Below are 23,951 nucleotides of genomic sequence, written 5' to 3' on the forward strand. Positions count from 1 at the left end.
CTCGTCACCGCATAATCTTCGCACCAGATGGCGCCGGCTAACCCACCGGACGTGACTGAATCCGCCCTTGGCTGGTGGAGACGGTAACTTTGTATGTATGAAGTACGCCCAGTCCGTTCTGGACCTCATCGGCAATACGCCGCTCGTCAAGCTGCACCACGTTACCAACGGCATCGGGGCCACGGTCCTGGTGAAGCTGGAATACCTGAACCCCGGCGGTTCCATCAAAGACCGCATCGCGGTGAAAATGATTGAGGAGGCCGAGCGCAGCGGCAAACTCCTGCCGGGTGGGACCATCGTGGAACCCACCTCCGGAAACACCGGCGTCGGCCTTGCCCTCGTAGCCCAGCAGAAGGGCTACCGGTGCATCTTCGTGGTGCCGGACAAGGTGGGCGAGGACAAACGGGCCGTGCTCCAGGCCTACGGCGCCGAGGTTGTGGTGACTCCCACCGCCGTTGCCCCCGACAGCCCGCAAAGTTACTACGGTGTCTCGGACCGGCTGGTCAGTGAGATTCCCGGCGCCTATAAGCCCGACCAGTTCTCCAACCCGGCCGCCCCGGCCAGCCACTACGAATCGACCGGCCCGGAAATCTGGCGCGACACGGACGGCAGGATCACGCACTGTGTGATCGGTGCCGGAACCGGGGGCACCATCACCGGCACCGGCCGGTACCTCAAGGAAGCCTCCGCCGGACGCGCGGAAGCCGACGGCGGCGTGGTCAAGATCATCGGCGCCGACCCGTCGGGTTCGGTCTACTCCGGCGGCACCGGCCGGCCGTACTTCGTCGAAGGTGTCGGCGAGGACATGTGGCCCGCCAACTACGAAAAAGCCGTCCCCGACGACGTCATCGCGGTGACCGACGCCGACTCCTTCGAAATGACCCGCCGGCTGGCCCGCGAGGAAGGCCTGCTCGTGGGCGGCTCGTCCGGCATGGCCGTCGTCGCTGCACTGCAGGTCGCCAAGGACCTGCCCGAGGACGCCGTCGTCGTCGTCATCCTGCCGGACTCCGGCCGTGGCTACCTGGCCAAGATCTTTAACGACCAGTGGATGCGCTCCTACGGCTTCCTCGCCGGCGGGGACGAAGCGTCCGTCGGCGAGATCCTCAAGGCCAAGACCGGGGAAATGCCGGACCTGGTGCACATCCACCCGAACGAGACCGTCCGCGATGTCATCAACATCATGAACGAGTACGGCGTCTCGAACATCCCGGTGCTGTCCCAGGAACCTCCCGTGGTCATGGGCGAGGTCCTCGGCTCCGTCGATGAGCGCACCCTGACCGCGAAGCTCTTCCGCGGGGAGGCCAAGCTCTCGGACAAGATTTCCGAACACATGGAGCCCCGGCTTCCGGTGATCGGTTCCCTCGAGTCGCTTTCGACGGCCCGGGAGCTCCTCTCCGGCTCGGACACCCTCATGGTGACCTTCGTCGGCGCGCCGGTAGGGATCCTGACCCGCCACGACCTCCTCGCCTACCTGAGCAGCTGACTCACCGGCTTTTCCCAGCACCTCATCCACCGACCCGGATGCCGGAGCGCCCTTGCCGGGCCTCCCGGCGGCCGGCCGAAAGGAACGCATATGACTTTGCCAGAGAGCCACTCCGCGAAAGCCGCAGGCTTCAACACCCGGGCCGTGCATGCCGGCCAGGCGTTCGAGCCCCGCACCGGCGCCGTCGTCCCGCCCGTGCATTTCTCCACCACCTACGCCCAGGAAGCGATTGGTGTGCTGCGTGCCGGGTACGAATACGGCCGCGGAACCAACCCCACCCGTGATTCGCTGCAGGAACAACTGGCCGCGCTCGAAGGCGGGACCGCCGCGTTCTCCTTCAGCTCGGGGCTCGCTGCCGAGGACTCGATGATCCGGGCGCTCACCCGTCCGGGGGACCACATCGTGCTCGGCAACGACGCCTACGGCGGCACCTACCGGCTGATCAGCCGGGTGCTGGGGGAGTGGGGCATCGGCAACACCCCGGTGGACATGTCCAACCTTGAAGCAGTGGCGTCGGCCGTGGCGGCCGGTGGGCCGGACGGTGGCAGGACCCGCCTCGTCTGGGTGGAGACGCCGTCGAACCCGATGATGAAGATCACCGACATCGCGGCCCTCGCCACGGTGGCGCACGACGCCGGGGCCCTCCTGGTTGTGGACAACACCTTCGCGTCCCCATACCTGCAGAACCCCCTGGCCCTGGGCGCTGACGTCGTGGTGCACTCCACCACGAAATACATTGGCGGCCACTCCGATGTCGTCGGCGGCGCGATCGTGGTCAACGACGCAGGGCTGGCCGAGAAGATCGGCTTCGTCCAGTTCGCTGTCGGTGCCGTGTCCGGCCCGATGGACGCGTTCCTCACCACCCGGGGCCTCAAGACCCTGGGCGTGCGGATGGACCGGCACAGCGACAACGCCCAGGCCGTAGCCGAATGGCTGCTGCGGCGCCCCGAGGTCGAGGCCGTGCTGTACCCGGGCCTGCCCTCACACCCGGGGCATGAGCTGGCCAAAAAGCAGATGAAGAAGTTTGGCGGCATGATCTCCGTGCAGTTCAAGGGCGGCGAAGCGGCAGCCCGGAAGGTGGCCGAATCCACGTCGGTGTTTACCCTCGCAGAGTCCCTCGGCGGCATCGAGTCACTGATGAACTACCCCTCGGAGATGACGCATGCTTCGGTCAAGGGCACCGAGCTGGCCGTTCCGGTCAACCTGATCCGGCTCTCCTGTGGCATTGAGGACGTCGAGGACCTGATCGCTGACCTGGAGCACGCCTTCGCGCAGATCGAGTCCGCGGCCGGCGAGTCAGGCAGCTAACCACCTGTGACCACCACCACCACCAGCGCCACGCCCTCTACCACCCGCGGCTGGTTCGCGACGGCGGCTGGCGCGCTCGCCGTCGTCGTCGCCCTGGTGGTGCTGTACTCGGCGTACATTCCGCTGATGAACGACTTTGAGGTCTACTTCTACGGCGGCAACCGGGTGCTCCAGACCGGCGAAACCGGCGTCAACGAGCTCTACGCGCCCAGGGACGGCCTGCCGTTCACCTACCCGCCGTTCGCCGCGCTGCTGTTCGCGGCCATGGCGGCGCTGGGGCAGGGCGTCGGCAGCCTGGTGTTCATCACCACGGCGCTGCTGGGCGCCGCCATCGTGTCCGCCTGGCTCGCGCGGCACTACTTCCGCCTCGGCAGCTGGCGGAACGCCGTCGCGGATTGGCGCTTCCGTGCCGTTGCGCTGGCCGGGACCGCCGCGATTCTGCTCCTGGGTCCCTGGCGGGACACCTTCGACTTCGGGCAGATCAACATCATCCTGATGGGCCTGATCCTGGCCGACTTCGCGCTCTACGGAAAAGCACGGGCCGCCCAGATACGCTGGTCCGCGGGGTTACTGATCGGCATCGCGGCAGGCATCAAGCTGACCCCGCTTGCCTTCGGGCTCTATTTTTTGGTCCGCCGCGACTTCAAGGCCCTCGGCTGGATGGCGGCAGGATTCTTTGGCTCGATCGGCCTGGCCTGGGCGGTGCTGCCCACGGCTTCCCTCACTTTCTGGACCAAGATCCTGCCCGACACCGGGCGCATCGGCGGGCCGGCCTACGTGGACAACCTCTCGGTTAAAGGCTTGTTGCTGCACCTGGGGCTGCCGGACTCCGGCTTGACGAGCCTTGTGTGGCTGGTGCTCGCGCTCGGCCTGGCCGCCGTGGCCGCGCTCGTGATCAAGTGGGCGGTCGACGCGGAGGAGAACTTCGTCGCCGTCTCCGCCACGGCCGTGCTGATGCTCCTGGTCAGCCCGGTGTCCTGGTCCCACCACTGGGTGTGGATGGCAGTGGCACTGCCGTGCATGGGGTTCGCCATCCACCGGGTGCCGTCCCGGAACGGACGGATGCGCCTCGCCGGATGGATCATCGTCGCGTTCTCAGCCTTGTCCTTTTACCTCACGCCCAAGTACCTGGCGGTGATGGCCGGCGCCGCCGAATGGGGGAAGGACCCGCAGACCCAGTGGCAGCTCATCGTGGCCAGCCTGGGCGTACTCTGCGGCATCGCCATGCTGGTGTACTGGGCGCTGGCGTACCGGCCCTCCCGCGCCTCGCTCCGCCCGGACGCCTAGCCTGCGACCCTGCCCGCCCGCCGCCGTGAGAGTTCGCACTTCGCGGCCATGCCGCCCGCGCAACATTGCCGCGGGAATCGGCCTGCTGGTCCTGCCTCTGCACTTGCTGCAGGCGCCATCCGGGACGCCACGGGCCAATACACCTATGCCTGGTTTGGCGCCGCCGCGGTGTGCACCCTAGCGGCAGTCATCAGCGCGACCATCCGCAGGGACGCCGGCAAGACGGACGCGGTCCCGGTCCCGGCTTAGGGGTTCGGTAGGATGGCAGCAGGGATCCCGCCTGCGGCCGGCACCCGACCACACATACCTGGGGGATGCATGCCACCGCCTGAAGCCGAAACCCGGCCAATTCCCGTACCAGTCACGGCGGAAGAGCCTGCAGGTGAAGCCAGACCCGGACGGACCTTTGCCTGGGTCTCGGAGCGGCTCTACGTCCCGCAGCTGCTCCAGGTTTCCACAGTCCTGGCCTTGGCCGGCCTGATCTACCTTGTGTGGCACTGGCTCGGCGTCTGGGGTGCACAAGGTCTGGACTTCAGCGTCTACTGGTACGGCGGAACCATTCTTAACGAGGCGGGCCAGGCGCCGTCGGATCTCTACCGGGGCAATATTGACTGGGCCGGCGGCCCGCAGCTTCCGTTCACCTATCCGCCGTTTGCCGCGTTGCTCTTCAGCCTGCTGGCCAGGGTGCCGCAAGGAATTGCCCTCACCCTCTTCAATGCCGCCGGCGCCGGCGTGGCGCTGTGGGTGGCCGTCCGCGGTGTCCGGTATTGGAATGCCGCTGCGGACTGGCGCACCACCTTCCAGGCTCCGGGCAACCGGTGGGCGGCAGCTGTGCTGGTCCTGGCGGTACTGAACCTCGGCCCGTGGCGCGAGACCCTGGCGTTCGGTCAAATCAACATCCTGCTGATGGGCATGATGGCGCTGGACCTGCTGGCCCGCAACCAGCGCTGGATGGTCGGCTTCCCCGGCAGCGGCTTCCTCGTAGGTATTGCCGCCGGCATCAAACTGACCCCGCTGGTTTTTGGCCTGTACTTCCTGGTCCGCAAGGACTGGCGCGGACTGTTCAACATGGGTGCGGGGTTCGCCTGCACCGTGGTTCTTGGCTGGCTGGTGCGGCCGGCGGAATCCCTGGAGTTCTGGTTTCAGATTCTGCCCGACACGTCCCGGATCGGCGGCGCAGGCTACGTCGACAACCTGTCCCTCAAAGGCGCCCTGCTGCACTTCGGCGTCCCCGAAGCGTCCGTGACCTTCCCCTGGCTGGCGCTGAGCATGCTCGTCGTGGTGCTGGCCGCACGGATCATCAAAGCCGCCAGCGACCAGGGGGCCCGGGTGGTCGCAGTCTCGACGACGGCGCTGGCCATGCTGCTGATCAGCCCGGTCTCGTGGTCCCACCACTGGGTCTGGGTTGCCGCCGTGCTGCCGGCCTTCGCGTGGACCCTGCGCGAGACCCCGCACCGCTACCGCGGGCTGCGCTGGTTGATGGGCGGGGTGCTGGGGGTGTCCGTGATGGTGTTCCTGTTCTCGCCCAAGACCATTGGCACGGCCCTCGGGGCAGAGGACCTCAACGTTCAAACCCCCGGATTGTGGATCATGGCTTCCAGCGCCGGAGTGTTCTGTGCCGTGGCGATCCTGGTGTGCTGGCTGATGGTCTTGCGGCGCGGCGCCGTGACCCCGGCCGCTGACCTGGACCAGGACGGGGAACGGAACCCCGCCGAGACGGCACTTCGCGGCAATAGGCCTGCAGGAGATCGCCGCGACGTGCCAACCCGGGGTTAGCGGAAGGCGGCCAGTCCGGTGATGTGCTGGCCCAGGATCAGGGTGTGGACCTCGTCAGTGCCCTCGTAGGTACGGACCGACTCAAGGTTGGCGGCGTGCCGCAGCGGGGAATAGTCGAGGGTGATGCCGTTCCCGCCCAGGACGGTGCGGGCCTCGCGGGCGATGGTGATCGCCTCCCGCACGTTGTTCAGTTTGCCCAGTGAGATTTGCTCCGGCCGCAGCTGCCCGGCGTCCTTGAGCCGGCCCAGCTGCAGCGCCAGCAGGGTGCCTTTTTGGATCTCCACCAGCATGTTGACCAGTTTCTCCTGGGTCAGCTGGTACCCGGCGAGCGGCTTGCCAAACTGCAGCCGCTCCTGGGAGTACTTCAACGCAGCCTCGTAGGAGTCGCGGGCCGCGCCCATGGAGCCCCACACGATCCCGTACCGGGCCTCGTTGAGGCAGGTGAACGGGCCGCGCAGGCCGCGGGCTGCCGGGAGCATGGCTTCCGGACCCAGCCGGACGCCGTCGAACGTGACATCGCACTGGATCGAGGCTCGCATCGAGAGCTTCCGGCCGATCGGCGACGCGGTGACCCCGGGCGTGCCGGCGGGGACCAGGAAGCCGTGGACGCCGTCGTCGGTCATGGCCCACACCACCAGCACATCGGCCACCGAGGCGAGACCGATCCAGCGTTTGGCTCCATCCAGGATCCAACCGGCGCTCTCTCCGGTTCCGTCGCGGCGGGCGAAGGTCTTCATCGAGGCTGGGTCGGAGCCGGCGGTCGGCTCGGTCAGAGCGAAACCACCGATCAGTTCACCGGCGGCCATGCGGGGGAGCCACTGCAGTTTCTGCTCTTCGGAGCCCCACCTGTGGATGGCCGTCATGGCCAGCGAGCCCTGCACAGAGACGAACGTCCGGATGCCGGAATCGCCGGCTTCCAGCTCCATCGCGGCCAAACCGTATTCCACGGCGGAACGGCCCGGGCAGCCGTAGCCCTCCAGATGCATGCCAAGGACGCCGAGTTCGCCCAGTTCGGGGGCCAGTTCCAGTGGAAACACGCCGTCGTCGTACCAGCCTGCGATGCCGGGCCGGATCCGGCTGTCCGTGAAGTCGCGGACGCGCTCCCGGACAGCGAGCTCTTCGGCGCTGAAGAGGGAATCGATTGCCAGGACATCGGAAGGGTCAGGACCAGCAGGAAGATCAGCGTCGTTGCTCATGCCAGCATCCTACGGGGGCACCCGCTAAACAGCGGCGACGGCGGTCCTCTTGCCCTGGCGGAAATAGTCCCTGGTTGACGGCGCAAAACGGCACACCGCGGCCAGCACCGCGCCGAGACCCAGTAGCACCACGCCGCTGACGAAGGCCCCGCCGACGCCCAGGATACTGGTGCCGCCGTAGCCCGGATCCCACATCTGCACGGCTGAGATGCAGAACGCGCCCGTCAGTGCCAGGGCGCCCAGGAGCGGCAGGATGCCCCGGAACCAGAGGTTGCGGGCCGAACTGCGCAGCGTTCCGCGGAAGTACCAGACGCAGGCGAACCCGGTCAGCGCGTAATAGAAGGCGATGAAGAGGCTGATGGAGCTGATCGAGTCGGAGAGCAGGTTCTCACTCAGCAGGCTCATCAGCACGTAGTAGAGGATGGCGGCGGCGCCCATCACCTTGGTCGAGAACCCGGGGGTCTGATAGCGCGGGTGGACCTCGCGGAACTTCGCGGGCAGCGCCCCATGCGCCGCCATGGACAACGTGCCGCGGGCTGTGGGCAGGATGGTGGTCTGGGTGGATGACAGCACGGAGGCCAGGACGGCGACGACCATCAGCCAGCCCCAGGGCCCGAGAACCACGTCCTTCATCGCCAGGAAGACGTCGCCCTTGTTGGCGTCGTTGCCCAGGCCGATTCCTTCCGTGCCGACGGTGGCATACATCATCACCAGCAGGGCCACGGATACGTAAATGGCCACCAGGACCAACGCCGAAATGATCGCGCCGCGGCCGGGCGTCGTGGCAGGGTTTTCCGTCTCCTCGTTCAGCGCGAGGCAGGTGTCCCAGCCCCAGTAGATGAACAGTGCCAGCAGCGATCCATGAACGACGGCGCCCGGATCGGCGAAGGCGCCGGCCGGGTTGAACCACTCAAAGTCGAAGGCCTGGCCCTCGGGGACGCCACCGGCGATCCTGAACACAATCGCGACGGCGAAGATGCCCAGCGCTATGTACTGTACGTAGGTCAGGACCCGCTGGACATGCTCACCGAGCCGGATGCCCCGGTAGTTCACCACGGTCATGAAGGCAATGAACGCCACCCCCGTGGCGGTTACCACGAGGCTGTTCGCTGCCAGCGAGCCGTCCCCGACCAGCAGCCACAGGTACTGCCCGGCGACCTGGCCAAGGTTCGCCAGTACCACGACGCCGGCCAGCGCCACGCCCCAGCCGCCCAGCCAGCCGGCCCAGGGGCCGAATGCGCGCCGGGTCCAGATGAACGTGGTGCCGCAGTCCGGAATGGCGCTGTTGAGTTCGCGGAAGGCGTAGGCGATGAACAGCACCGGGATGAAGCCCAGGAGCAGGATCAGGGGGGTGTAATTTCCGTTTACCGCCACGATGAGGCCCAGGGTGGCGGCGAGCGAATAGACCGGGGCGGTGGACGCCAGGCCCAGCATGACCGAGTCGCCGAGATCCAGGATTCCGGCGCGCAGCCCCTTGGAAGGGACGGCGCGCTGTTCGCCGGGGCTGCCGGCCGTCGTCGTGGTACTCATGATGCGGTGCCTGCCTTGCTGGAATGGGCGTTCGATGGAGGGGTGAGTGGGGCTGGCGAGTCGATGGTGTTAGGGACGAAGCGGCAGAAGTAGTCGGTGATGGGGCCATCGGATTCGCGGATGCCGCAACCGACGGATTCGCCGTCCACCACCCAGAGCCCGAGCACCGGACGGTTGCCGTCAAAATCCGGCAGGGCGTGGAACTGCTGGTAGCACCAGCCTTCGCGGCCGTACCCGCCGGGCTGTTCGAGATTGATGCCGGCGGCGTGAATCTTGATGTTGTCCCCTTCGCGGCCGTGCAGCGGCTTGGCCACCCAGTCGGTGAGCGGGCCGGGGCTGTCCAGGTACGCGGGCAGCAGGTTGGGATGGTCCGGGTACAGGTGCCACAGGGCCGCGAGCAGAGCCTTGTTGGACAGCAGCATCTTCCAGGCCGGCTCAACCCAGCGCGGGTTGTGCGCACGCTGGAGCAGCCGCTGGCCGAACGGCTCTTTCATCATCAGCTCCCAGGGATAGAGCTTGAACATGGTGCTGATCATGAAGTTGTCCAGGTCCACGAAACGGTTGAGGTTCGGATCCCAGCCGATATCGGACATGTTGATTCCGATCGTGGTCCACCCGCCCTGGCCCGCGACGTCGCGCATGTAGGCAGCCGTCATCCAGTCCTCACCGGATTCCTCCGCTTCGGCGTGGGCGACATGCAGGGTATTCATGCCGGTCCGGAACTGCAGGTTCTTCCACTGCCGCACCAGGGCCTCGTGGATGCCGTTCCACTGGTCCTTGCCGGGGAAGACGTCCTGCAGCCAGAACCACTGCGCCACGGCCGCCTCGATGAGCCCGGTGGGGGTGTCCGCGTTGTATTCGAGCATCTTGGCCGGCCCACCCCGGCCGTCGTAAATGAAGTCGAAGCGCCCGTACACGTCGGCGTCGCCGGCCTGCAGGGACTCGGCGGCGAGCTCGAGTGCCTGCGGCCCGATCCCGATGGTGCCCATGGCGCCGGTCGCGAGGAACTTCGCCGCTTCCACGGACATGAGGTGCATTTCCTCCGCGGTCTGTTCCAGGGCCTCCACCTCGTCCATGGTGAACTCGTAGTAGGCGCCCTCGTTCCAGTACTCAACGGTGCTGCCGCCCTGCAGGGTGGTCGTGGAGAAAACGAGGCCCTGCTGTTCAATCCGCTGCTTCCAGGCCGGCCTGGGCACGGAAATGTGTCGTTTCATGCCTAGCCGCCTGTGCTTCCGCCCTTGGAACTGGATCCGAAGCCGCCCCGGCTCACGGTCCCGCCCTTGGTGCTGTACCCCGTCGACGCTTTCGCGCCGGACGGGACGCTCTTGGTGTAGCCGGGGTAGCTGGACCGGTTCTGTCCCAGCGCCGGCACACTTCCACCCCGGGAGTAGAAATACCAGGCGTAGGCGCCGGAGCTGCGTCCTCCGGTGCTGCTGTTGCCGCACTGGGTGTCAGCGACGCGCTCGCCGGTGCCGTCGTCGATGCACACCTGGGCGTAGTCGGCGTCGTCCTCGTTACTGGCCACCATCGCGGTGATGGTTCCGGCCAGCAGCGCTGTCACGCCAAGCGCCACCACCACGGTACGCCGCTGGTTGCGCTTCTTCCGGCGCGGAGCTGATGCCAGCTCCTTCGCACGTTCACGGCCAAATGGGTCCTGAACGGGGGTCGGCGGGACGGGACCCGCCGGAGACGGGAGGGCATCGGGCGCTGCTGGCTGGGGCTTGTCCACCAATTCGGGCCGGAGGGCGGGCTTGGGGACCTGCCACGGGGGCTGGTGCCCGTCTTCGCCCGGAGGCGGCGGGGTGAAGTCCACCGGCGCAGTTCCCCCCGCCGGCTGCACTCCTTCTCTCACACCACGCCCCGGCTTCGCTTTCCCCGGTTGTTCCTGCTCGTCCATGCTTCCCCTGCGTTCCCCTGGCTTGCATTCCTAAACTCACGGCCGTAGGGCCGGAGCCAGCCTAACCGCCATCAGTTCTCCCGGCCACCAAAATCGCGCGCAGATCTCCCCATGTCTGCCGCGAAGGTGCCCGCGGGCCCGGCCTACACTGGTGCCATGGACACTGCCTCTGTTCTTGCCGTCTGCCGGGTGCATCAGCTGCTCAGCGACCCCGGGAGCGTGGGTGTGACGGCCATCGACAAACGGCCCGTCGCCGGACCGGTCAAGGTGCACAGGCTCGGACTGCGCGGTGACATCCAGGCCAGCCGCATCGATCATGGCGGCGAGGACCAGGCGCTTTACGCCTACACCCAGGAAGACACCGACTACTGGGCGGCGGAGCTCGGCCGGGAATTACCGCCCGGGATCTTCGGCGAAAACCTGCGCGTTGCCGGGATCAGCGCCACCGACGCCATGATCGGCGAGCGCTGGAAAATCGGACTCGACGTCGAGGTCGAGGTGACGTCGCCCCGGATCCCCTGTGCAACTTTCCAGCGGCGGATGCACGAAGAGCGCTGGGTCAAGCGGTTTGCTGACGCGGGGCGGGTGGGAACGTACCTGCGGGTGGTGCGGGTCGGCAGTATCCAGGCGGGAGACCACGTCCACCGGATCTTTGTTCCCACCCACGGCGTCACCGTCGGGAAGTGGTTCAGCAGCCCCACGCTGGAGGACATGGAGGCTTTGCGGGACGCCGACGCCGACGGAGAAATCCGTTTGCAGCCCGAGTATCAGGGGGAGTTCGCGAAGTTGAAGCGCCGCCTCAGCGGGTAGCCGGGCAGGGCCCGTGTGCGCAAGCTCACCGCCGTTCCGGGCCCCCGGGTTACCCATGCGCGGATTCATGACCTACAATTGAACTATCCCCCACTCCGGAAATCCCTTATTTCCTGCCCAATTCTTGAGGCAAGACTGGTAAGTGTTGGGGCCCGCGCATATGAGATGCGGGCATTTTCATAGGGAGAGCCGGCTAAAGAAAACGCTGTACAGACTGCTGGGATAGCAGCCAAGAGATGCAGCGGGAAGTCCTGCCACGGGATTGCGAAAGCGCCGGGCTTCTATGTGACCTGCCGGTCAAGTACGTCCGGCACTCCGGTCACGCGTACTGCGGCTCCGCTCACCTCGGGTTGTGCCGCTTGGCCCCTATGAATGAGGATATTCACCTATGCCCGAAAATCAGAACAACTCCGTCGACACCGAAAACCTTCAGAGCGACGTCGAGACTTCTGAAACGGCTGCCCCCGCGGCCGGCTCCGCCCCGGAATTCACCGAGGCGCCTGCGGACCACGAAGCTCCGGCCGCCGCCGAAGCCGCACCGCAGACCGAATCCAAGCCCGAAGCCGCATCAGCTCCGGCGAAGGAAGAAGACGCCGAAGACGAAGGCGTCAAGTTCGTAGACCTCGGCATTGACGGCCGCGTCCTCGCCGCCCTGCAGGATGTGGGCTACGAGAAGCCTTCGCCGATCCAGGCAGCAACCATCCCGTTGCTGCTCGAAGGCCGCGACGTCGTGGGCCTGGCCCAGACCGGTACCGGTAAGACTGCAGCATTCGCAGTACCGGCACTGTCCCGTCTCGCCGAGCTCCACGACCTCAACGGCCCGTCCCGCAAGACCCAGGCCCTGGTGCTCGCACCAACCCGTGAGCTCGCGCTCCAGGTTGCAGAGGCGTTCACCTCCTACGCCAAGCACATCGACGACTTTACCGTCCTTCCGGTGTACGGCGGCTCCGCCTACGGCCCCCAGCTCAACGGCCTGCGCCGCGGAGCCCAGGTGGTTGTCGGTACCCCCGGCCGTGTGATCGACCACATCACCAAGGGGTCCCTGGATCTGTCCGAGCTCCAGTACCTCGTCCTGGATGAAGCCGACGAAATGCTCCGCATGGGCTTCGCCGAAGACGTGGAGCAGATTTTCCAGCAGACCCCCGCGGGCCGCCAGGTTGCCCTGTTCTCCGCCACGATGCCGAGCCAGATCCGCCGCTTGTCCAAGCAGTACCTGAACAACCCGGCCGAGGTGCAGGTCAAGTCCAAGACCACCACGGGCGCCAACACCCGCCAGCGCTACCTGCAGGTCATGGGCCCGCACAAGCTCGACGCGCTGACCCGCATCCTCGAGGTTGAAGAGTTCGAGGGCGTTATTGCCTTCGTGCGGACCAAGATGGCCACCGAGGACCTCGCCGACAAGCTCCGCGCTCGCGGTTTCCAGGCGGCCGCCATCAACGGCGACATCCCGCAGCAGCAGCGTGAGCGTACGGTCGAGGCCCTGCGTGACGGCAAGATCGACATCCTCGTCGCGACCGACGTCGCGGCCCGCGGCCTCGACGTCGAGCGCGTCAGCCACGTGGTCAACTACGACATCCCGCACGACACCGAGTCCTACGTGCACCGCATCGGCCGGACCGGCCGCGCGGGTCGGTCCGGCGACGCGATCCTCTTCATGACGCCGCGGGAGAAGTACCTGCTGCGTTCCATCGAGAAGGCGACCCGCCAGCCGGTGGAGCAGATGCACCTGCCTACCGCCGAGTCGGTCAACACGCTTCGCCTGGGCAAGTTCGCGGAAAAGATCACCGAAACCCTGGCCTCCGAAGACGTGGCCGCGTTCCGCGACCTCATCGCTTCCTACGAGGAAGAGCACAACGTCCCGGCCTCGGAAATCGCTGCCGCACTGGCAGTGATGGCACAGGGCGGCCAGCCGCTGCTGGTCAAGGAACTGCCCGCAGCTCCTGAATTCCAGAAGCGCGAGCGCGCCAAGGACGGCTTCGGCTCCCGCGGCCCCACCCGCACCCTGACCGAGGGCAACGCCACCTACCGGATCGCCGTCGGACGCCGTCAGCGCGTGATGCCCGGCTCGATCGTTGGAGCCATTGCCAACGAAGGCGGTATCTCCTCGGCCCAGATCGGCGGCATCGACATCCGCGCCGACCACTCCCTCGTGGAGCTCCCGGCGGATCTCAGCGCCGACCAGCTCAAGGCGCTGTCCCGCACCCGGATCGGCGGCGAGCTGATCCACCTCGAACTGGACAATGGCCGCAAGCCCTCCGGTGACCGCGGCGGCTACCAGGGCGGCAGCCGTGGCGGAGAGCGCGGCGGGTACTCCGGCGGCGGTGACCGTGGCGGGAACTTCAAAGGCAACGGCGGCTTCAAGCGCGAGTTCCGCAAGAACGACGGCGAGCGGTCCTCCGCTGACCGCGGCGGGCGCTCCTTCAGTGACCGCAATGAGCGCGGCGTCGGCACCGACGCAGCCCGCAAACCGCGTACCAAGTGGTAATCTCCAGCCGCTAAGCACTGATTCACCCTGAGAACGGGCCGGCTCTTCTGCCGGCCCGTTCTTCGTTAAGTTCCCTTGGTCACATGCATGCGGGCGGCCGGGTCCGGGAACCTCTCGTGGTGCCGGCCAAGGCGCCCGCAGCCGGGCATTTCCGCCGGTTTTGGCACTCTGCGGGCGTGCCCGGCACCGATTTGTTGGGAGCGGAATCATCCGGTAGAGTATTTACTCGTTGCCCCCCTAGCTCAGTGGTAGAGCGCGTTCTTGGTAAGAACGAGGTCACCGGATCGATTCCGGTGGGGGGCTCGGAATGAGGGCCTGTGTCAAGGCGGTTTTTGACCGGCTTAGCACAGGTTTTCCTCATTTATGGCGGCGTAGCTCAGTTGGTTAGAGCGCACGACTCATAATCGTGAGGTCGGGAGATCGAGCCTCCCCGCCGCTACAAAACGACCCTGCAGGCCCAGCCTGGAGGGTCTTTTTGTTTAACCGCCGGGCAGGGTTGTGGGACAGAATGGGACCATGACTCGAATCGTAATCATTGGCGGCCACGGCAAAGTGGCTCTGGAATTGTCCCGCATCCTCTCCGCGGAGGGCGCGGACGTCACATCCGTTATCCGGAACCCGGACCAGGGGGCGGATGTCACGGAAGCGGGGGCCACCCCGGTGGTCCTCGACGTTGAACAGTCCACGACGGCGGAGATCGCCGAAGCGCTGCGGAACCACGATGCTGTGGTCTGGTCCGCTGGCGCCGGCGGGGCAAGCCCGGAGCGGACCTACGCGGTGGACCGGGACGCAGCCATTCGGTCGATGGACGCGGCAGCGGAGGCCGGCGTCGGACGGTACATTATGGTGTCCTACCTTGGTGCCGGACCGGACCACGGCGTGCCCGAGGACAACAGCTTCTTCGCCTACGCGGAAGCTAAGGCAGCGGCCGACACCTACCTGCGGGGCACCGGCCTGGCCTGGACCATCCTGGGCCCGGGAACGCTCACCGACGGGCCCGGCGACGGCCTGATCGATGTCAACCCCGCGGAAGACGCCGGAAGCCGGGATACGGCCCGCGCCAACGTGGCCCTTGTCGCCGCGGCCGTGCTGGGCCTGCCGTCAACCGCCGGACGCACCATCGAGTTCCGGGACGGCGACCTGCCTGTCGCGGCCGCCCTGGAAGAGGTGAGCTAGCTCCCCGGACGCACCAGTTCGAGCTCCAAAGCGTTCGCCTCGACGTAGTCCAGCGCATGGCGGACAGCGCCGACGGTGACAATCGAGGCCCCAAGGGATGAAACCGTCACGAGCGGGGGAGTGGCCGTGAAACGGGGGAGCAGGGCGGTGATGCGCGGCAGCAGGACCCCCGCCGAGGCGGCCACGGCCCCGCCGATCACCACCTGCTCGGGGTTGATGAAGCTCGCCAGGGAGGCGATGATCCGGGCCATCCGGTCCGCGATCCGGTCCAGGATGGCGAGGGCCGCCGGGTCCCCGGCGGCGGCATCCTGGAAGACGCGGCGGGCGCTGGCCTCGCCCCCTGCTGCGGGGCCGCCCCCGGCCGCCGACCACTGCCGCGCCAGGCTGGCGATGCCGTCGCTGGAGCCAACGCCCTCCACGAGGTCCAGGTACCCCATTTCGCCTGCCGCGCCGCCCCGGCCGTGGAGCAGCCGGCCGGACTCGAGCACGCCGGCACCCAGCCGCTCGCCGGCCAGCAGGACCACAAGGTCATCGACGCCGGTGCCGGAACCCCGCCAGCGTTCGCCCAGGACGGCCAGGTTTGCGTCGTTCTCCAAGAGCACCGTCCAGCCGTGCAGGTCCTTCAGCGCCGTGCGGAGCCCGACGTCGAACAGGCTCCAGAAATGCTGGCTCACCAGCACGTTCCCGTCCCGGTCCACCGGCGCGGCGATGCCCGCGCCGACGGCCAGGACGGTGTCCGGGCCGGTCCCGGCGTCCGCCAGTGCCTGCCGGCAGGCGCGGTCGACGACGGCGATCCGCTCCGCGGCGGGGATGTCGGCGGCGCGGAAGCTCCCGCTGGCGCGCCCGACGACGGTCCCGCGCAAATCCGCGACTGCAGCGGTGGTGGTGGCGGCACCTATGTCAAGGCCCAGCACGAAACCGGCAGCCCTGTTGAGCTCAAAGCGCCGCGCGGGACGTCCCTTGCCGGGATTTCCGGGATGGTCTCCGCCGCGGGGGCCCAGTTCGCGGATCCAGCCGCGCCGGAGCAGGTCTTCACAGACGGCAATGACCGAGGCCCGGGACAGGCCGGTCCGGCTCATGAGCTCACTTCCCGTGGCCACGTCCGTGGCGCGGATGACGCCGAGGACGGACCGGGCGTTGACCCGGCGCAGCAGCTGGGGTGTGGCGGCGGCTGCACTCGGCTGCAAAATCTTGACCTCTTCCGGATCCGGACCCATAATTGTTCAGGCAATATATTTAGCTTGTATCTAAATTACCAGAAGCCTGTTTCGAGCCCCGAAGGATTACCCCTTGTCCAACACCGCCACGCTGGCAACCCTGTCCGGATCCGAACTCGCCGCCGACCCGAACTGGTGGCGCCAGGCATCCGTTTACCAGATTTACCCGCGCAGCTTTTCCGACTCCAACGGTGACGGGCTGGGCGATATCAACGGCATTACGGCCAAGGTCCCCTACCTGAAGGACCTTGGGATCGACGCCGTCTGGCTCTCCCCGTTCTATCCCTCGGCCCTGGCCGACGGCGGCTATGACGTCGACGACTACCGCGACGTGGACCCGAAGCTCGGAACTCTGGAAGACTTCGCCGAAATGTCCGCCGCGCTGCACGCAGCCGGCATCAAGCTGATCGCGGACATCGTTCCGAACCACTCCTCCAACCGGCACGAATGGTTTGAGGAGGCCCTCGCTTCCCCCCGCGGCTCCGACGCCCGTGAGCGCTACATCTTCCGGGACGGAAAAGGCGAAAACGGCGAGCTCCCGCCGTCGGACTGGGAATCGGTGTTCGGCGGCCCGGCATGGGAACGCATCACCGAACCTGACGGCACCCCTGGCCAGTGGTACATGCACATCTTCGCCACGGAGCAGCCGGACCTGAACTGGTCCAACCGCGAGATCCGCGACGACTTCCTCAAGACCCTGCGGTTTTGGTCCGACCGGGGCGTGGACGGCTTCCGCGTCGACGTGGCCCACGCCCTGACCAAGGACCTGACCGAGCCGCTGCTGTCCCGGCTGGAGCTGGGCGAAGCCAACACCGGCGCCGACGGCCACGCTGACGGTTCGCACCCGTTCTGGGACCGCGACGAAGTCCACGAAATCTACGTCGAGTGGCGCGAGGTCTTCAACGAATACAACCCGCCCCGCACCGCCGTCGCCGAGGCGTGGGTGCACGCCAGCCGCCGCGGCCGCTACGCAAGCCCCGAGGGCCTGGGCCAGGCGTTCAACTTCGACCTGCTCCAGGCCGACTTCGACGCGGACGAGTTCCGCGAAATCATCACCCGCAACCTCGCGGAAGCCACCGAATCCGGTGCCTCGTCCACCTGGGTGTTCTCCAACCACGACGTCGTCCGCCACGCCACCCGCTACGGCCTGCCTCAGGGCGGCGGCAAGCACGCCAAGGGCCAGGACGGCAAGGGCTGGCTGCTGGCCGGCGCACCGGCCGGGGAACTCGACGTCGACCTCGGCCTGCGCCGCGCCCGCGCGGCCACCCAGCTGATGCTGGCACTCCCGGGCTCCGCGTACCTGTACCAGGGCGAGGAGCTCGGGCTGCAGGAGGTCGCGGACATCCCCGATTCCGAGCGCCAGGACCCCACGTTCTTCCGCAACAAGGGCGTGGAGATCGGCCGGGACGGCTGCCGCGTGCCGTTGCCCTGGGCGGCCGAGGGAACCTCCTTCGGGTTCGGCGACGCCGGAGCGCATCTGCCGCAGCCGGCCTGGTTCAGCCGCTACGCCGTCGAGGCCGAGGACGGCGTGGAAGGATCCACCCTCGAGTTCTACCGCCGGGCGCTGAAACTGCGCCGCGAGCTGCAGACCTCGGAGGAACTGCAGTGGCTGGAGACCGGCAACGCCCACGTTCTGCACTTCACCCGTCCCGGTGGCTGGCACACCGTGACGAACTTCGGTGCGGAACCCGTGGAGCTGCCGGCCGGAACGGTGCTGCTCAGCAGCGGACCCCTGGAGGGCAACCTCCTGCCCGGCAACACCACCGTCTGGCTGCGGTGAGCTCCACTTCTGGACCAGGACCGGCCGGGCAGCCCGCCCAGGAACTGATATATGGCTGCATGGGCCTGGGCGGCAGCTGGTCACCGGAGCCGTACGGATCCGCTCACGTGGACCAGGCGGCTGCCGTGATCGCTGCTGCCCGTGCGGCCGGCATCACCGTGTTCGACCATGCCGACATTTACCGTGGCGGCAAGTCCGAGGCGGTTTTCGGCGAGGTTCTGGCGCAGACGCCCGGACTGCGGGAGGAGATCCGGCTGCAGACCAAGTGCGGCATCCGGCTCAACGAACAGGGCCTGCAGACGTATTACGATCTCAGCCGGGACAGCATCCTGACGAGGGTTAACGAAAGCCTCGCCCGGCTAAGGACGGACTACGTGGACGTGCTGCTGCTGCACCGCCCCGACCCGCTCATGGACGCTGCCGAGGTCGCATCCGCCGTCAGCCAGCTGATGAGGGAAGGCAAGGTCCGGGCCCTGGGCGTATCCAACATGTCCGGGCCGCAGATCGAGATGCTGCAGGACCGGCTGGAAACGCCGGTGGTGGCCAACCAGCTGGAGATGAGCCTGCACAACCGCGCCTGGCTGGAGAGCGCGGTCCTGGTCAACCATGCCGAGGGTACCGATTACAGCTTCCCGCACGGGACGGTGGAGCACTGCGTCCGGCACGGTATCACGCTGCAGGCCTACGGTGCCCTGGCCCGTGGCCTCTATACCGGCTCGGCCGGCGCCATACCGTCGGTCGCGGAAGAAGCGACCACCGGGCTGGTGGCCGAACTGGCGGCGGAGAAAAATACCACCGGGGAATCCATCCTGCTGGGCTGGCTCATGAAGCACCCGGCCGGGATTTCCCCGGTGATCGGCACCGCCAATCCGGACCGCATCCGCGCCTGTGCGGCAGCGGCGGAGGTGGCCGCGGGGATGACCCGGGCCCAGTGGTACCGGCTTTGGGTGAGCGCGCGGGGCAGCACCATCCCCTGAGACCGCTGACCTGGCAGCAAAGGCTGTTGTGAGGGCTCAAAACGGTGTCAGCCGCCAGCCGGCTGGGTCGGGACGCGTTTTTGGTCGTAATGGTCGCCTGCGGGGGCCCAAATACTTCGCGGGGGACACCCCGGAACGGATAGCGTAGAGACATGACCTCCACCACCACCGCCGGGACCGTCCGGCCTCAACGCAACATTCCAGCTGAAATCGCCCGTTCCTGGCTGCTGGTCAACGCTATGAAAACCGAGCTTTTCGACCAGTCCTCCGTTTCCCGCGCGGACGCCGTCATCCTCGATATCGAGGATGCAGTGGATCCCTCCCAGAAGGATGAAGCCCGCGGCAACGTCGTGGACTGGCTGACGGCCGGGGGCAGCGCCTGGGTCCGCATCAATGACGCCACAAGCCCGTTCTGGGCAGATGACCTCGCCGGACTCCGCGGCACCCCGGGTCTGCTCGGTGTGATGCTGGCCAAGACCGAGTCCGCGGACCAGGTCACCGAGAGCTACCACCGGATGGACGGCAAAACCCCGGTCATCGCGCTTGTCGAGTCCGCCGTCGGCATCGAGGAAGCCAACCATATTGCCAAAGCCCAGGGTGCGTTCCGCCTGGCGTTCGGCTCCGGCGACTTCCGCCGCGACACCGGCATGGCGGCCAGCCCCGAGGCCATGGCCTACCCGCGCGCCAAGCTGGTGGTGGCCAGCCGGGTCGGGAACCTGCCGGGCCCCATTGACGGCCCCACCGTCGGCACCAACCACCCCATCCTGCGTGAGCAGACCGGCATCACGGTGATGATGGGCATGACCGGCAAGCTGTGCCTCGCCGCCGATCAAACGAACGTCATCAACGAGGTCATCAGCCCGACGCCGTCCGACGTCGCCTGGGCCACTGACTTCATGGCCGATTTCGAGGCCAACGGCCGCGTCATCCGGGACGGCTCGGACCTGCCGCGCCTGGGCCGCGCCGAGAAGATCATGAAGCTCGCGGTAGCCTTTGGGGTGCAGCCGGCCCAGTAGCCGGACCGAACCGAGGAGACCCCGTGCCCGATACCTGCTATCTGGTCCACGGGGTCTTTTGGGATTCCGGGCCGGCCGGCCCGGCGGGCTCAGCGGTGCCCGCCGCCGGGAGCCCGGCGATGCGACTGCAGAACCCTGAGGGCGGCTTTACCGAACTGCCGCTCGACGCCGGAACCCGGCTCGGTTTCAGGCTCGCCGCCGCAGGGAAGAAATGCCTCGGGCACCACGTGGTCCACGGGCCGGCCGACCGCGATCACATTCTGTGCCCGGAGAATGCCCCGGCCGTAAAAGGCAGCCAGTGTGAGCGGTGCTTCGTCATGGACGATTCGCGGCTCATCCACGATTTTCACCGCGGCGGGCGCGTGCCGGCCGGGCTGCGGACCTACCTGATGCAGCCGCACTGGCTGTACATCGCCAGCTTCGCCAACGGTGCCAGCAAGGTGGGCACCGCCGCGAACCTGCGGAAATGGAAGAGACTTGCGGAGCAGGGCGCCGTCGCCGCCCGCTACGTCGCCCGGGCCGACGACGGCCGGGTAGTAAGGCTTCTCGAGGACCTGGTGACCCGCGACGCCGGTATCCCGCAGCAGATCCGCGCCGCAGCCAAGGCCGCAGCACTGGTCAGCCCGGCGCCCGCCGCCGAACTCGATGCCCGGAACAGCCGGCTGGCCGCGGAGGTCCGCATGCTGTTGGCCGGTGCCGGCGGCGGCGGCTTCGAGGTCGTGGAGGAGCGCTGGCTGCGGCCGGGCCTGTCGGATGCGGTCTGCGCCCCGGCTGCCCGGCATGCGTACCCGCAGGAGCTCAGTACCGGTGCCCACGGCTTCCGGATCGACTCGCTGAGCGGCAGCGTCGCGCTGGCCCGGCTCGACGGCGCCGATCTTGAATTCATCGTCAACCTTGGCCAGCTGAAGGCACGGACAATTGTGCTCGGCGACCATGGCTCTTGCGTCCCGGCGGTCCAGGAGTCCCTGTTCTGAGGCTGATTGCCCCGCGACTCTTGCCCCGCGACGCGCAAAATACCGGACGCGCCCGGATTCCCGCGTCGCCAGGAATTCTGAGTGTCGCCAGGCATATTCCGGGCCCGCTGGGGTGGCGGCGCTTCCCGGTAGACTGGTGCGGTGCTGAAAGAATTCTGGGAGTCCGCTTCAACCACCTACAAGGTGCTGGTTTTCAGCGCAATGGGGTTCCTCGGCGTCGGCATCGTCCTGAACGTGATTGGCAACAGTTCCGGCAACCAGGACCTTGCGGTCGGTTCCCTGGCCGTGATTGGGCTGGGGCTTATCCTGCACATTGCCGGCATCGTGGTCCGCGGCCAAACGATCCGGCAAAACCTTAAGCGCTAGCAGCAGCGTTCCGGCGCACATGGCTGCGGGCGTGCGCCACCGCCTCGGGCAGGGACGAAAACAGGTGGTTGTGGTGCCGCAGTGACCGGATCACCCCGACATTGGTTACCAGCTCCAGATGCTGCGGCTGGACACCCTTCAACAGGACTGTCACCCCGCGCAGCTCCAGGGCCGAGATGACCTCGACCAGGGTATGGGCGCCCGTCGCGTCGAGCATCCGCACCTGGGACAACCGGATGATGGCCACCTGGATGTCTTTGACCTGGCTGATTTCCTGCAGAACCCTTTCCGCGGCGCCGAAGAACATGGCCCCGTCCAGCCGGAAGATCGCAATGTGCTGGTCCCCGTCCTCGTGCGGTTCCGGGATTTCCTCACGCCTGACCCCGCTGAGCGAAGCAAACTTCCGCAGCGTGAAGAGGGCCGCGGCGATGAGCCCGATTTCGATGGCCACTATCAGGTCGAAGGCCACGGTGATCAGGGCCGTCAGGACGAACACAAAGGCGTCGGCCCGGGTGGAGCGCAGAATAGCGGTCACCGTGTGCCGTGAAACCATGCGGACTGCTGTGACCATCAGGATCCCGGCCAGGACCGCCAGCGGAATCTTTCCCACCAGGCCGGCCGCCAGATAGATGATGGCCAGCAGCACCAGGGCGTGAACAATGGCGGAGAGCCGGGTTTTGGCTCCGGAACGGACGTTGACGGCGGTGCGGGCGATGGCGCCGGTGGCCGGCATCCCGCCGAAGAATCCCGCCGCGATGGAGGCGAGGCCCTGCCCCATGAGTTCCCGGTCGGGGCTGTACGCCCCGGAGGGCCTTCCGTCCGGCCCCACCATGCCGGCAGCAACCCGTGCGGAGAGCAGGGATTCAATAGCGGCCAGCATGGCAATGGACACCGCGGGCATGACCAGCCCGCCCAGCGCGGCAGGATCCAGCGAGGGCAACGACGGGGCGGACAGCGAGTGCGGCAGCGCCCCAATCCGTGGGATGTCCAGCTGGAGCAGTTCGGCGCCCACGGTGGCCAGCAGCACCGCGACCAGGCTCGCGGGCAGCGGCTTATACAGCTTCGGGAGCAGGAACATGACGGCAGCCACGCCCGCGACGACGGCGAGTGTCTGCAGAACAGCGGGCACCGTGGCCGCCGACGCGCTCTCGACAGCGGCCAGCAGCGTATTGTGGCCCGGTATCCCCTCGGTGCCGGCGGCCATCGGCACCTGCTGCAGGAAAATGATTGCGGCGATGCCGAGGGTGAAGCCTTCCACCACAGGCCAGGGGATGAAGGCTACGGCCCGCCCCAGCCCGCTGATGCCCAGGATGACCACCAGCAGACCGGCCAGCAGCGAAACCAGGGCGATGCTCCCCACCCCATGCTGGGCGACAACGGGGGCCAGCACCACCACCATCGCCCCGGTGGGGCCGGAGACCTGGACGTGTGAACCGCCCATGACCGCTGCCACCAGGCCGGCGACGACGGCCGTGACGAGTCCGGCCTCGGCGCCGACGCCGGAACTCACTCCAAACGCCAGCGCCAATGGCAGAGCCACAATCCCCACGGTGATGCCCGCCAGCACGTCCGTTTTCCAGGTTGAGCCCAACCCGTCGTAGTCCCGGCGCGACGGCAGGAACCTCGTGAGCCGTGCGCGTGCTGCACTCATGGGGTGAAGCCCTTCAGGTGCTCGCTGGGGAGTGTCCGCGCAAGTTGCAGTTGTTCATTGGAGTCGGCCAGGCTGTCAAGCAGGAACGCCCGGGCGATCGCCAGCAGGTCGGCGATCTTCGGATTGGCGAGCCGGTAGGTCACCGCGTTCGCGGAGCGGGCAGAGGTCACCACTTTGTGGCGGCGCAAGGTGGCGAGGTGCTGGGACAGGTGGGACGCTTCCAGCCCCGTCTCCGCCAACAGATAGCTCACGGGCGCCGCGTGATCCGGCGCGGCGGACAGCAGCTCAAGCACCCGGATGCGCGCAGGATGGGCCAGGGCCTTGAAGAGGTTGGCTTTGATCTCGTAGAGGGGGGTTTGCGCGGGCGAAATCATGGCTGCCTGGGCTTTCTCGTTGCCTGGAGTCTGGAACGGACATGGGATGATGAAATGATGATTTCATCATACCGCACACGGGGTGCGGACCTGGCCGCCAGCTTTCCACCCGCCGGCGGATGCTCCCGGCCGCCGGCACCCTGACGCTAGGCTGGAACCCATGACTATCAATCCGGATCTGCAGGGACGCAGCTACCCTGCCAAAGAGGTGTACGACGTGGGCCGCGAGAAAATCCGCGAGTTCGCCCGCGCGGTCAAAGCCACCCACCCCGCCCATTTCGACGTCGACGCGGCCAAAGCCCTGGGCCACAGTGACGTGGTGGCCCCGCCCACGTTCGCCATCATCGTCGCGCAAAGGGCCGACGCCCAGCTGATCGAGGACCCTGAGTCGGGCATCGATTTCTCCCGCGTGGTGCACGCGGACCAGCGGTTCATTCATCACCGGCCCATCCTGGCCGGGGACCGCCTGGTGGCCGAGCTGCACGTCGACGGAGTCCGCGCCATGGGCGGCGGAGCCATGATCACCACCCGCTCGGAAATTTTCGCCCTCGCCGGCGGTGCTTCCGCCGGCACGGCCGGCGATGCAGCGCGCGAGCCCGTCGCCACCGCCACCTCATCCATCCTGGTCCGCGGAGAAGGACAGTAGCT

The 23,951-nt window shown here is 67.3% G+C and carries 20 protein-coding genes, 2 tRNA genes and 1 pseudogene; 16 read left to right on the forward strand and 7 right to left on the reverse strand.

Annotated features, from left to right (window positions below; genetic code table 11):
• Positions 1-97: 97 nt before the first annotated feature.
• The 5 genes and pseudogenes from RCH15_RS01590 (at position 98) to RCH15_RS01610 (ending at position 5,854) form a co-directional block, all read left to right on the forward strand.
• Positions 98-1,483, forward strand: a complete 1,386-nt coding sequence (locus tag RCH15_RS01590; RefSeq protein WP_326957363.1) for a cystathionine beta-synthase — start codon at positions 98-100, stop codon at positions 1,481-1,483.
• A gap of 90 nt (positions 1,484-1,573) precedes the next feature.
• Positions 1,574-2,791, forward strand: coding sequence for a cystathionine gamma-synthase (locus tag RCH15_RS01595; RefSeq protein ID WP_326957364.1), 1,218 nt, complete (start codon positions 1,574-1,576; stop codon positions 2,789-2,791).
• Positions 2,792-2,797: 6 nt separating this feature from the next.
• Entirely contained in the window at positions 2,798-4,078 is a 1,281-nt protein-coding gene (locus tag RCH15_RS01600; RefSeq protein ID WP_326957367.1) for a glycosyltransferase 87 family protein, read from the forward strand.
• 93 nt (positions 4,079-4,171) lie between these two features.
• Positions 4,172-4,327: pseudogene (locus RCH15_RS01605) on the forward strand (MFS transporter); the annotation flags it as partial.
• Between the two features lie 69 nt (positions 4,328-4,396).
• Positions 4,397-5,854: a glycosyltransferase 87 family protein gene (locus RCH15_RS01610; protein ID WP_326957369.1), complete on the forward strand. Its 1,458-nt coding sequence runs from the start codon at positions 4,397-4,399 to the stop codon at positions 5,852-5,854.
• Here RCH15_RS01610 and RCH15_RS01615 read toward each other — a convergent pair.
• Genes RCH15_RS01615 through RCH15_RS01630 form a run of 4 tightly spaced genes read right to left on the reverse strand, consistent with a single transcriptional unit; the run spans position 5,851 to position 10,477 of the window.
• The gene (locus RCH15_RS01615) at positions 5,851-7,050 is read right to left on the reverse strand and encodes an acyl-CoA dehydrogenase family protein (RefSeq protein WP_326957371.1); all 1,200 of its coding nucleotides are present in this window, start codon (positions 7,048-7,050) and stop codon (positions 5,851-5,853) included. The genes RCH15_RS01610 and RCH15_RS01615 overlap by 4 nt on opposite strands.
• Positions 7,051-7,074: 24 nt before the next feature.
• Entirely contained in the window at positions 7,075-8,580 is a 1,506-nt protein-coding gene (locus tag RCH15_RS01620; protein ID WP_326957372.1) for an APC family permease, read from the reverse strand.
• Positions 8,577-9,794, reverse strand: a complete 1,218-nt coding sequence (locus RCH15_RS01625) for a glutathionylspermidine synthase family protein (protein WP_326957374.1) — start codon at positions 9,792-9,794, stop codon at positions 8,577-8,579. The genes RCH15_RS01620 and RCH15_RS01625 overlap by 4 nt, the downstream gene beginning before the upstream one ends.
• A gap of 2 nt (positions 9,795-9,796) precedes the next feature.
• Positions 9,797-10,477 (reverse strand): Tat pathway signal protein, encoded by a 681-nt coding sequence (locus tag RCH15_RS01630; RefSeq protein ID WP_409016850.1) that lies wholly within the window; start codon positions 10,475-10,477, stop codon positions 9,797-9,799.
• Positions 10,478-10,633: 156 nt separating this feature from the next.
• Here RCH15_RS01630 and RCH15_RS01635 point away from each other — a divergent pair, with 156 nt between their 5' ends.
• The 5 genes from RCH15_RS01635 to RCH15_RS01655 all read left to right on the forward strand — a co-directional run bounded on the left by RCH15_RS01635 (position 10,634) and on the right by RCH15_RS01655 (position 14,948).
• Positions 10,634-11,287 carry an MOSC domain-containing protein gene (locus RCH15_RS01635; protein WP_326957378.1) on the forward strand — a complete coding sequence of 218 codons (654 nt, stop codon included), beginning with the start codon at positions 10,634-10,636 and terminating at the stop codon, positions 11,285-11,287.
• A 388-nt stretch (positions 11,288-11,675) separates the two neighbouring features.
• Positions 11,676-13,772 (forward strand): DEAD/DEAH box helicase, encoded by a 2,097-nt coding sequence (locus RCH15_RS01640; RefSeq protein ID WP_326957380.1) that lies wholly within the window; start codon positions 11,676-11,678, stop codon positions 13,770-13,772.
• Positions 13,773-14,003: 231 nt separating this feature from the next.
• Positions 14,004-14,075: transfer RNA gene (locus RCH15_RS01645), tRNA-Thr, on the forward strand.
• Between the two features lie 62 nt (positions 14,076-14,137).
• Positions 14,138-14,211 (forward strand) — tRNA-Met (locus RCH15_RS01650).
• Between the two features lie 77 nt (positions 14,212-14,288).
• Positions 14,289-14,948: an NAD(P)H-binding protein gene (locus RCH15_RS01655; protein WP_326957382.1), complete on the forward strand. Its 660-nt coding sequence runs from the start codon at positions 14,289-14,291 to the stop codon at positions 14,946-14,948.
• On the opposite strand, the gene RCH15_RS01660 is transcribed toward RCH15_RS01655, so the two are convergent.
• Positions 14,945-16,165, reverse strand: coding sequence for an ROK family protein (locus RCH15_RS01660; protein WP_326957383.1), 1,221 nt, complete (start codon positions 16,163-16,165; stop codon positions 14,945-14,947). The two genes, RCH15_RS01655 and RCH15_RS01660, sit on opposite strands and share 4 nt — an antisense overlap.
• A gap of 73 nt (positions 16,166-16,238) precedes the next feature.
• On the opposite strand from RCH15_RS01660, the gene RCH15_RS01665 reads away from it, so the two are divergent.
• The 5 genes from RCH15_RS01665 to RCH15_RS01685 all read left to right on the forward strand — a co-directional run bounded on the left by RCH15_RS01665 (position 16,239) and on the right by RCH15_RS01685 (position 21,278).
• Complete coding sequence (locus RCH15_RS01665) at positions 16,239-17,945, forward strand: glycoside hydrolase family 13 protein (RefSeq protein WP_326957385.1); 1,707 nt, start codon at positions 16,239-16,241, stop codon at positions 17,943-17,945.
• Positions 17,942-18,922, forward strand: coding sequence for an aldo/keto reductase (locus tag RCH15_RS01670; protein ID WP_326957387.1), 981 nt, complete (start codon positions 17,942-17,944; stop codon positions 18,920-18,922). Before RCH15_RS01665 ends, RCH15_RS01670 begins: the two co-directional genes overlap by 4 nt.
• A gap of 152 nt (positions 18,923-19,074) precedes the next feature.
• Positions 19,075-19,938 carry an HpcH/HpaI aldolase/citrate lyase family protein gene (locus RCH15_RS01675; RefSeq protein ID WP_326957389.1) on the forward strand — a complete coding sequence of 288 codons (864 nt, stop codon included), beginning with the start codon at positions 19,075-19,077 and terminating at the stop codon, positions 19,936-19,938.
• A 23-nt stretch (positions 19,939-19,961) separates the two neighbouring features.
• On the forward strand, positions 19,962-20,912 hold the full coding sequence (locus tag RCH15_RS01680) for a DUF2797 domain-containing protein (RefSeq protein WP_326957391.1): 951 nt from the start codon (positions 19,962-19,964) through the stop codon (positions 20,910-20,912).
• A 141-nt stretch (positions 20,913-21,053) separates the two neighbouring features.
• The gene (locus RCH15_RS01685; protein WP_326957392.1) at positions 21,054-21,278 is read left to right on the forward strand and encodes a DUF3188 domain-containing protein; all 225 of its coding nucleotides are present in this window, start codon (positions 21,054-21,056) and stop codon (positions 21,276-21,278) included.
• On the opposite strand, the gene RCH15_RS01690 is transcribed toward RCH15_RS01685, so the two are convergent.
• Positions 21,268-22,929, reverse strand: a complete 1,662-nt coding sequence (locus RCH15_RS01690; RefSeq protein WP_326957394.1) for a SulP family inorganic anion transporter — start codon at positions 22,927-22,929, stop codon at positions 21,268-21,270. The genes RCH15_RS01685 and RCH15_RS01690 overlap by 11 nt on opposite strands.
• Positions 22,926-23,303, reverse strand: a complete 378-nt coding sequence (locus tag RCH15_RS01695) for an ArsR/SmtB family transcription factor (RefSeq protein ID WP_326957395.1) — start codon at positions 23,301-23,303, stop codon at positions 22,926-22,928. Before RCH15_RS01695 ends, RCH15_RS01690 begins: the two co-directional genes overlap by 4 nt.
• Positions 23,304-23,463: 160 nt before the next feature.
• On the opposite strand from RCH15_RS01695, the gene RCH15_RS01700 reads away from it, so the two are divergent.
• Entirely contained in the window at positions 23,464-23,949 is a 486-nt protein-coding gene (locus RCH15_RS01700; protein WP_326957397.1) for an FAS1-like dehydratase domain-containing protein, read from the forward strand.
• Positions 23,950-23,951 lie beyond the last annotated feature (2 nt).

This window comes from Arthrobacter sp. MP_M4, assembly GCF_035984855.1.
Lineage (GTDB): Bacteria > Actinomycetota > Actinomycetes > Actinomycetales > Micrococcaceae > Arthrobacter.

What these genes read in the sequence shown, in the direction of transcription:
- RCH15_RS01610 (WP_326957369.1), top strand. Translation starts at nt 4,397, where the DNA reads ATGCCACCGCCTGAAGCCGAAACCCGGCCAATTCCCGTACCAGTCACG.
- RCH15_RS01655 (WP_326957382.1), top strand. Translation starts at nt 14,289, where the DNA reads ATGACTCGAATCGTAATCATTGGCGGCCACGGCAAAGTGGCTCTGGAA.
- RCH15_RS01695 (WP_326957395.1), bottom strand. Translation starts at nt 23,303, where the DNA reads ATGATTTCGCCCGCGCAAACCCCCCTCTACGAGATCAAAGCCAACCTC.
- RCH15_RS01690 (WP_326957394.1), bottom strand. Translation starts at nt 22,929, where the DNA reads ATGAGTGCAGCACGCGCACGGCTCACGAGGTTCCTGCCGTCGCGCCGG.
- RCH15_RS01635 (WP_326957378.1), top strand. Translation starts at nt 10,634, where the DNA reads ATGGACACTGCCTCTGTTCTTGCCGTCTGCCGGGTGCATCAGCTGCTC.
- RCH15_RS01675 (WP_326957389.1), top strand. Translation starts at nt 19,075, where the DNA reads ATGACCTCCACCACCACCGCCGGGACCGTCCGGCCTCAACGCAACATT.
- RCH15_RS01625 (WP_326957374.1), bottom strand. Translation starts at nt 9,794, where the DNA reads ATGAAACGACACATTTCCGTGCCCAGGCCGGCCTGGAAGCAGCGGATT.
- RCH15_RS01660 (WP_326957383.1), bottom strand. Translation starts at nt 16,165, where the DNA reads ATGGGTCCGGATCCGGAAGAGGTCAAGATTTTGCAGCCGAGTGCAGCC.
- RCH15_RS01620 (WP_326957372.1), bottom strand. Translation starts at nt 8,580, where the DNA reads ATGAGTACCACGACGACGGCCGGCAGCCCCGGCGAACAGCGCGCCGTC.
- RCH15_RS01700 (WP_326957397.1), top strand. Translation starts at nt 23,464, where the DNA reads ATGACTATCAATCCGGATCTGCAGGGACGCAGCTACCCTGCCAAAGAG.
- RCH15_RS01595 (WP_326957364.1), top strand. Translation starts at nt 1,574, where the DNA reads ATGACTTTGCCAGAGAGCCACTCCGCGAAAGCCGCAGGCTTCAACACC.
- RCH15_RS01640 (WP_326957380.1), top strand. Translation starts at nt 11,676, where the DNA reads ATGCCCGAAAATCAGAACAACTCCGTCGACACCGAAAACCTTCAGAGC.
- RCH15_RS01630 (WP_409016850.1), bottom strand. Translation starts at nt 10,477, where the DNA reads ATGGACGAGCAGGAACAACCGGGGAAAGCGAAGCCGGGGCGTGGTGTG.
- RCH15_RS01615 (WP_326957371.1), bottom strand. Translation starts at nt 7,050, where the DNA reads ATGAGCAACGACGCTGATCTTCCTGCTGGTCCTGACCCTTCCGATGTC.
- RCH15_RS01590 (WP_326957363.1), top strand. Translation starts at nt 98, where the DNA reads ATGAAGTACGCCCAGTCCGTTCTGGACCTCATCGGCAATACGCCGCTC.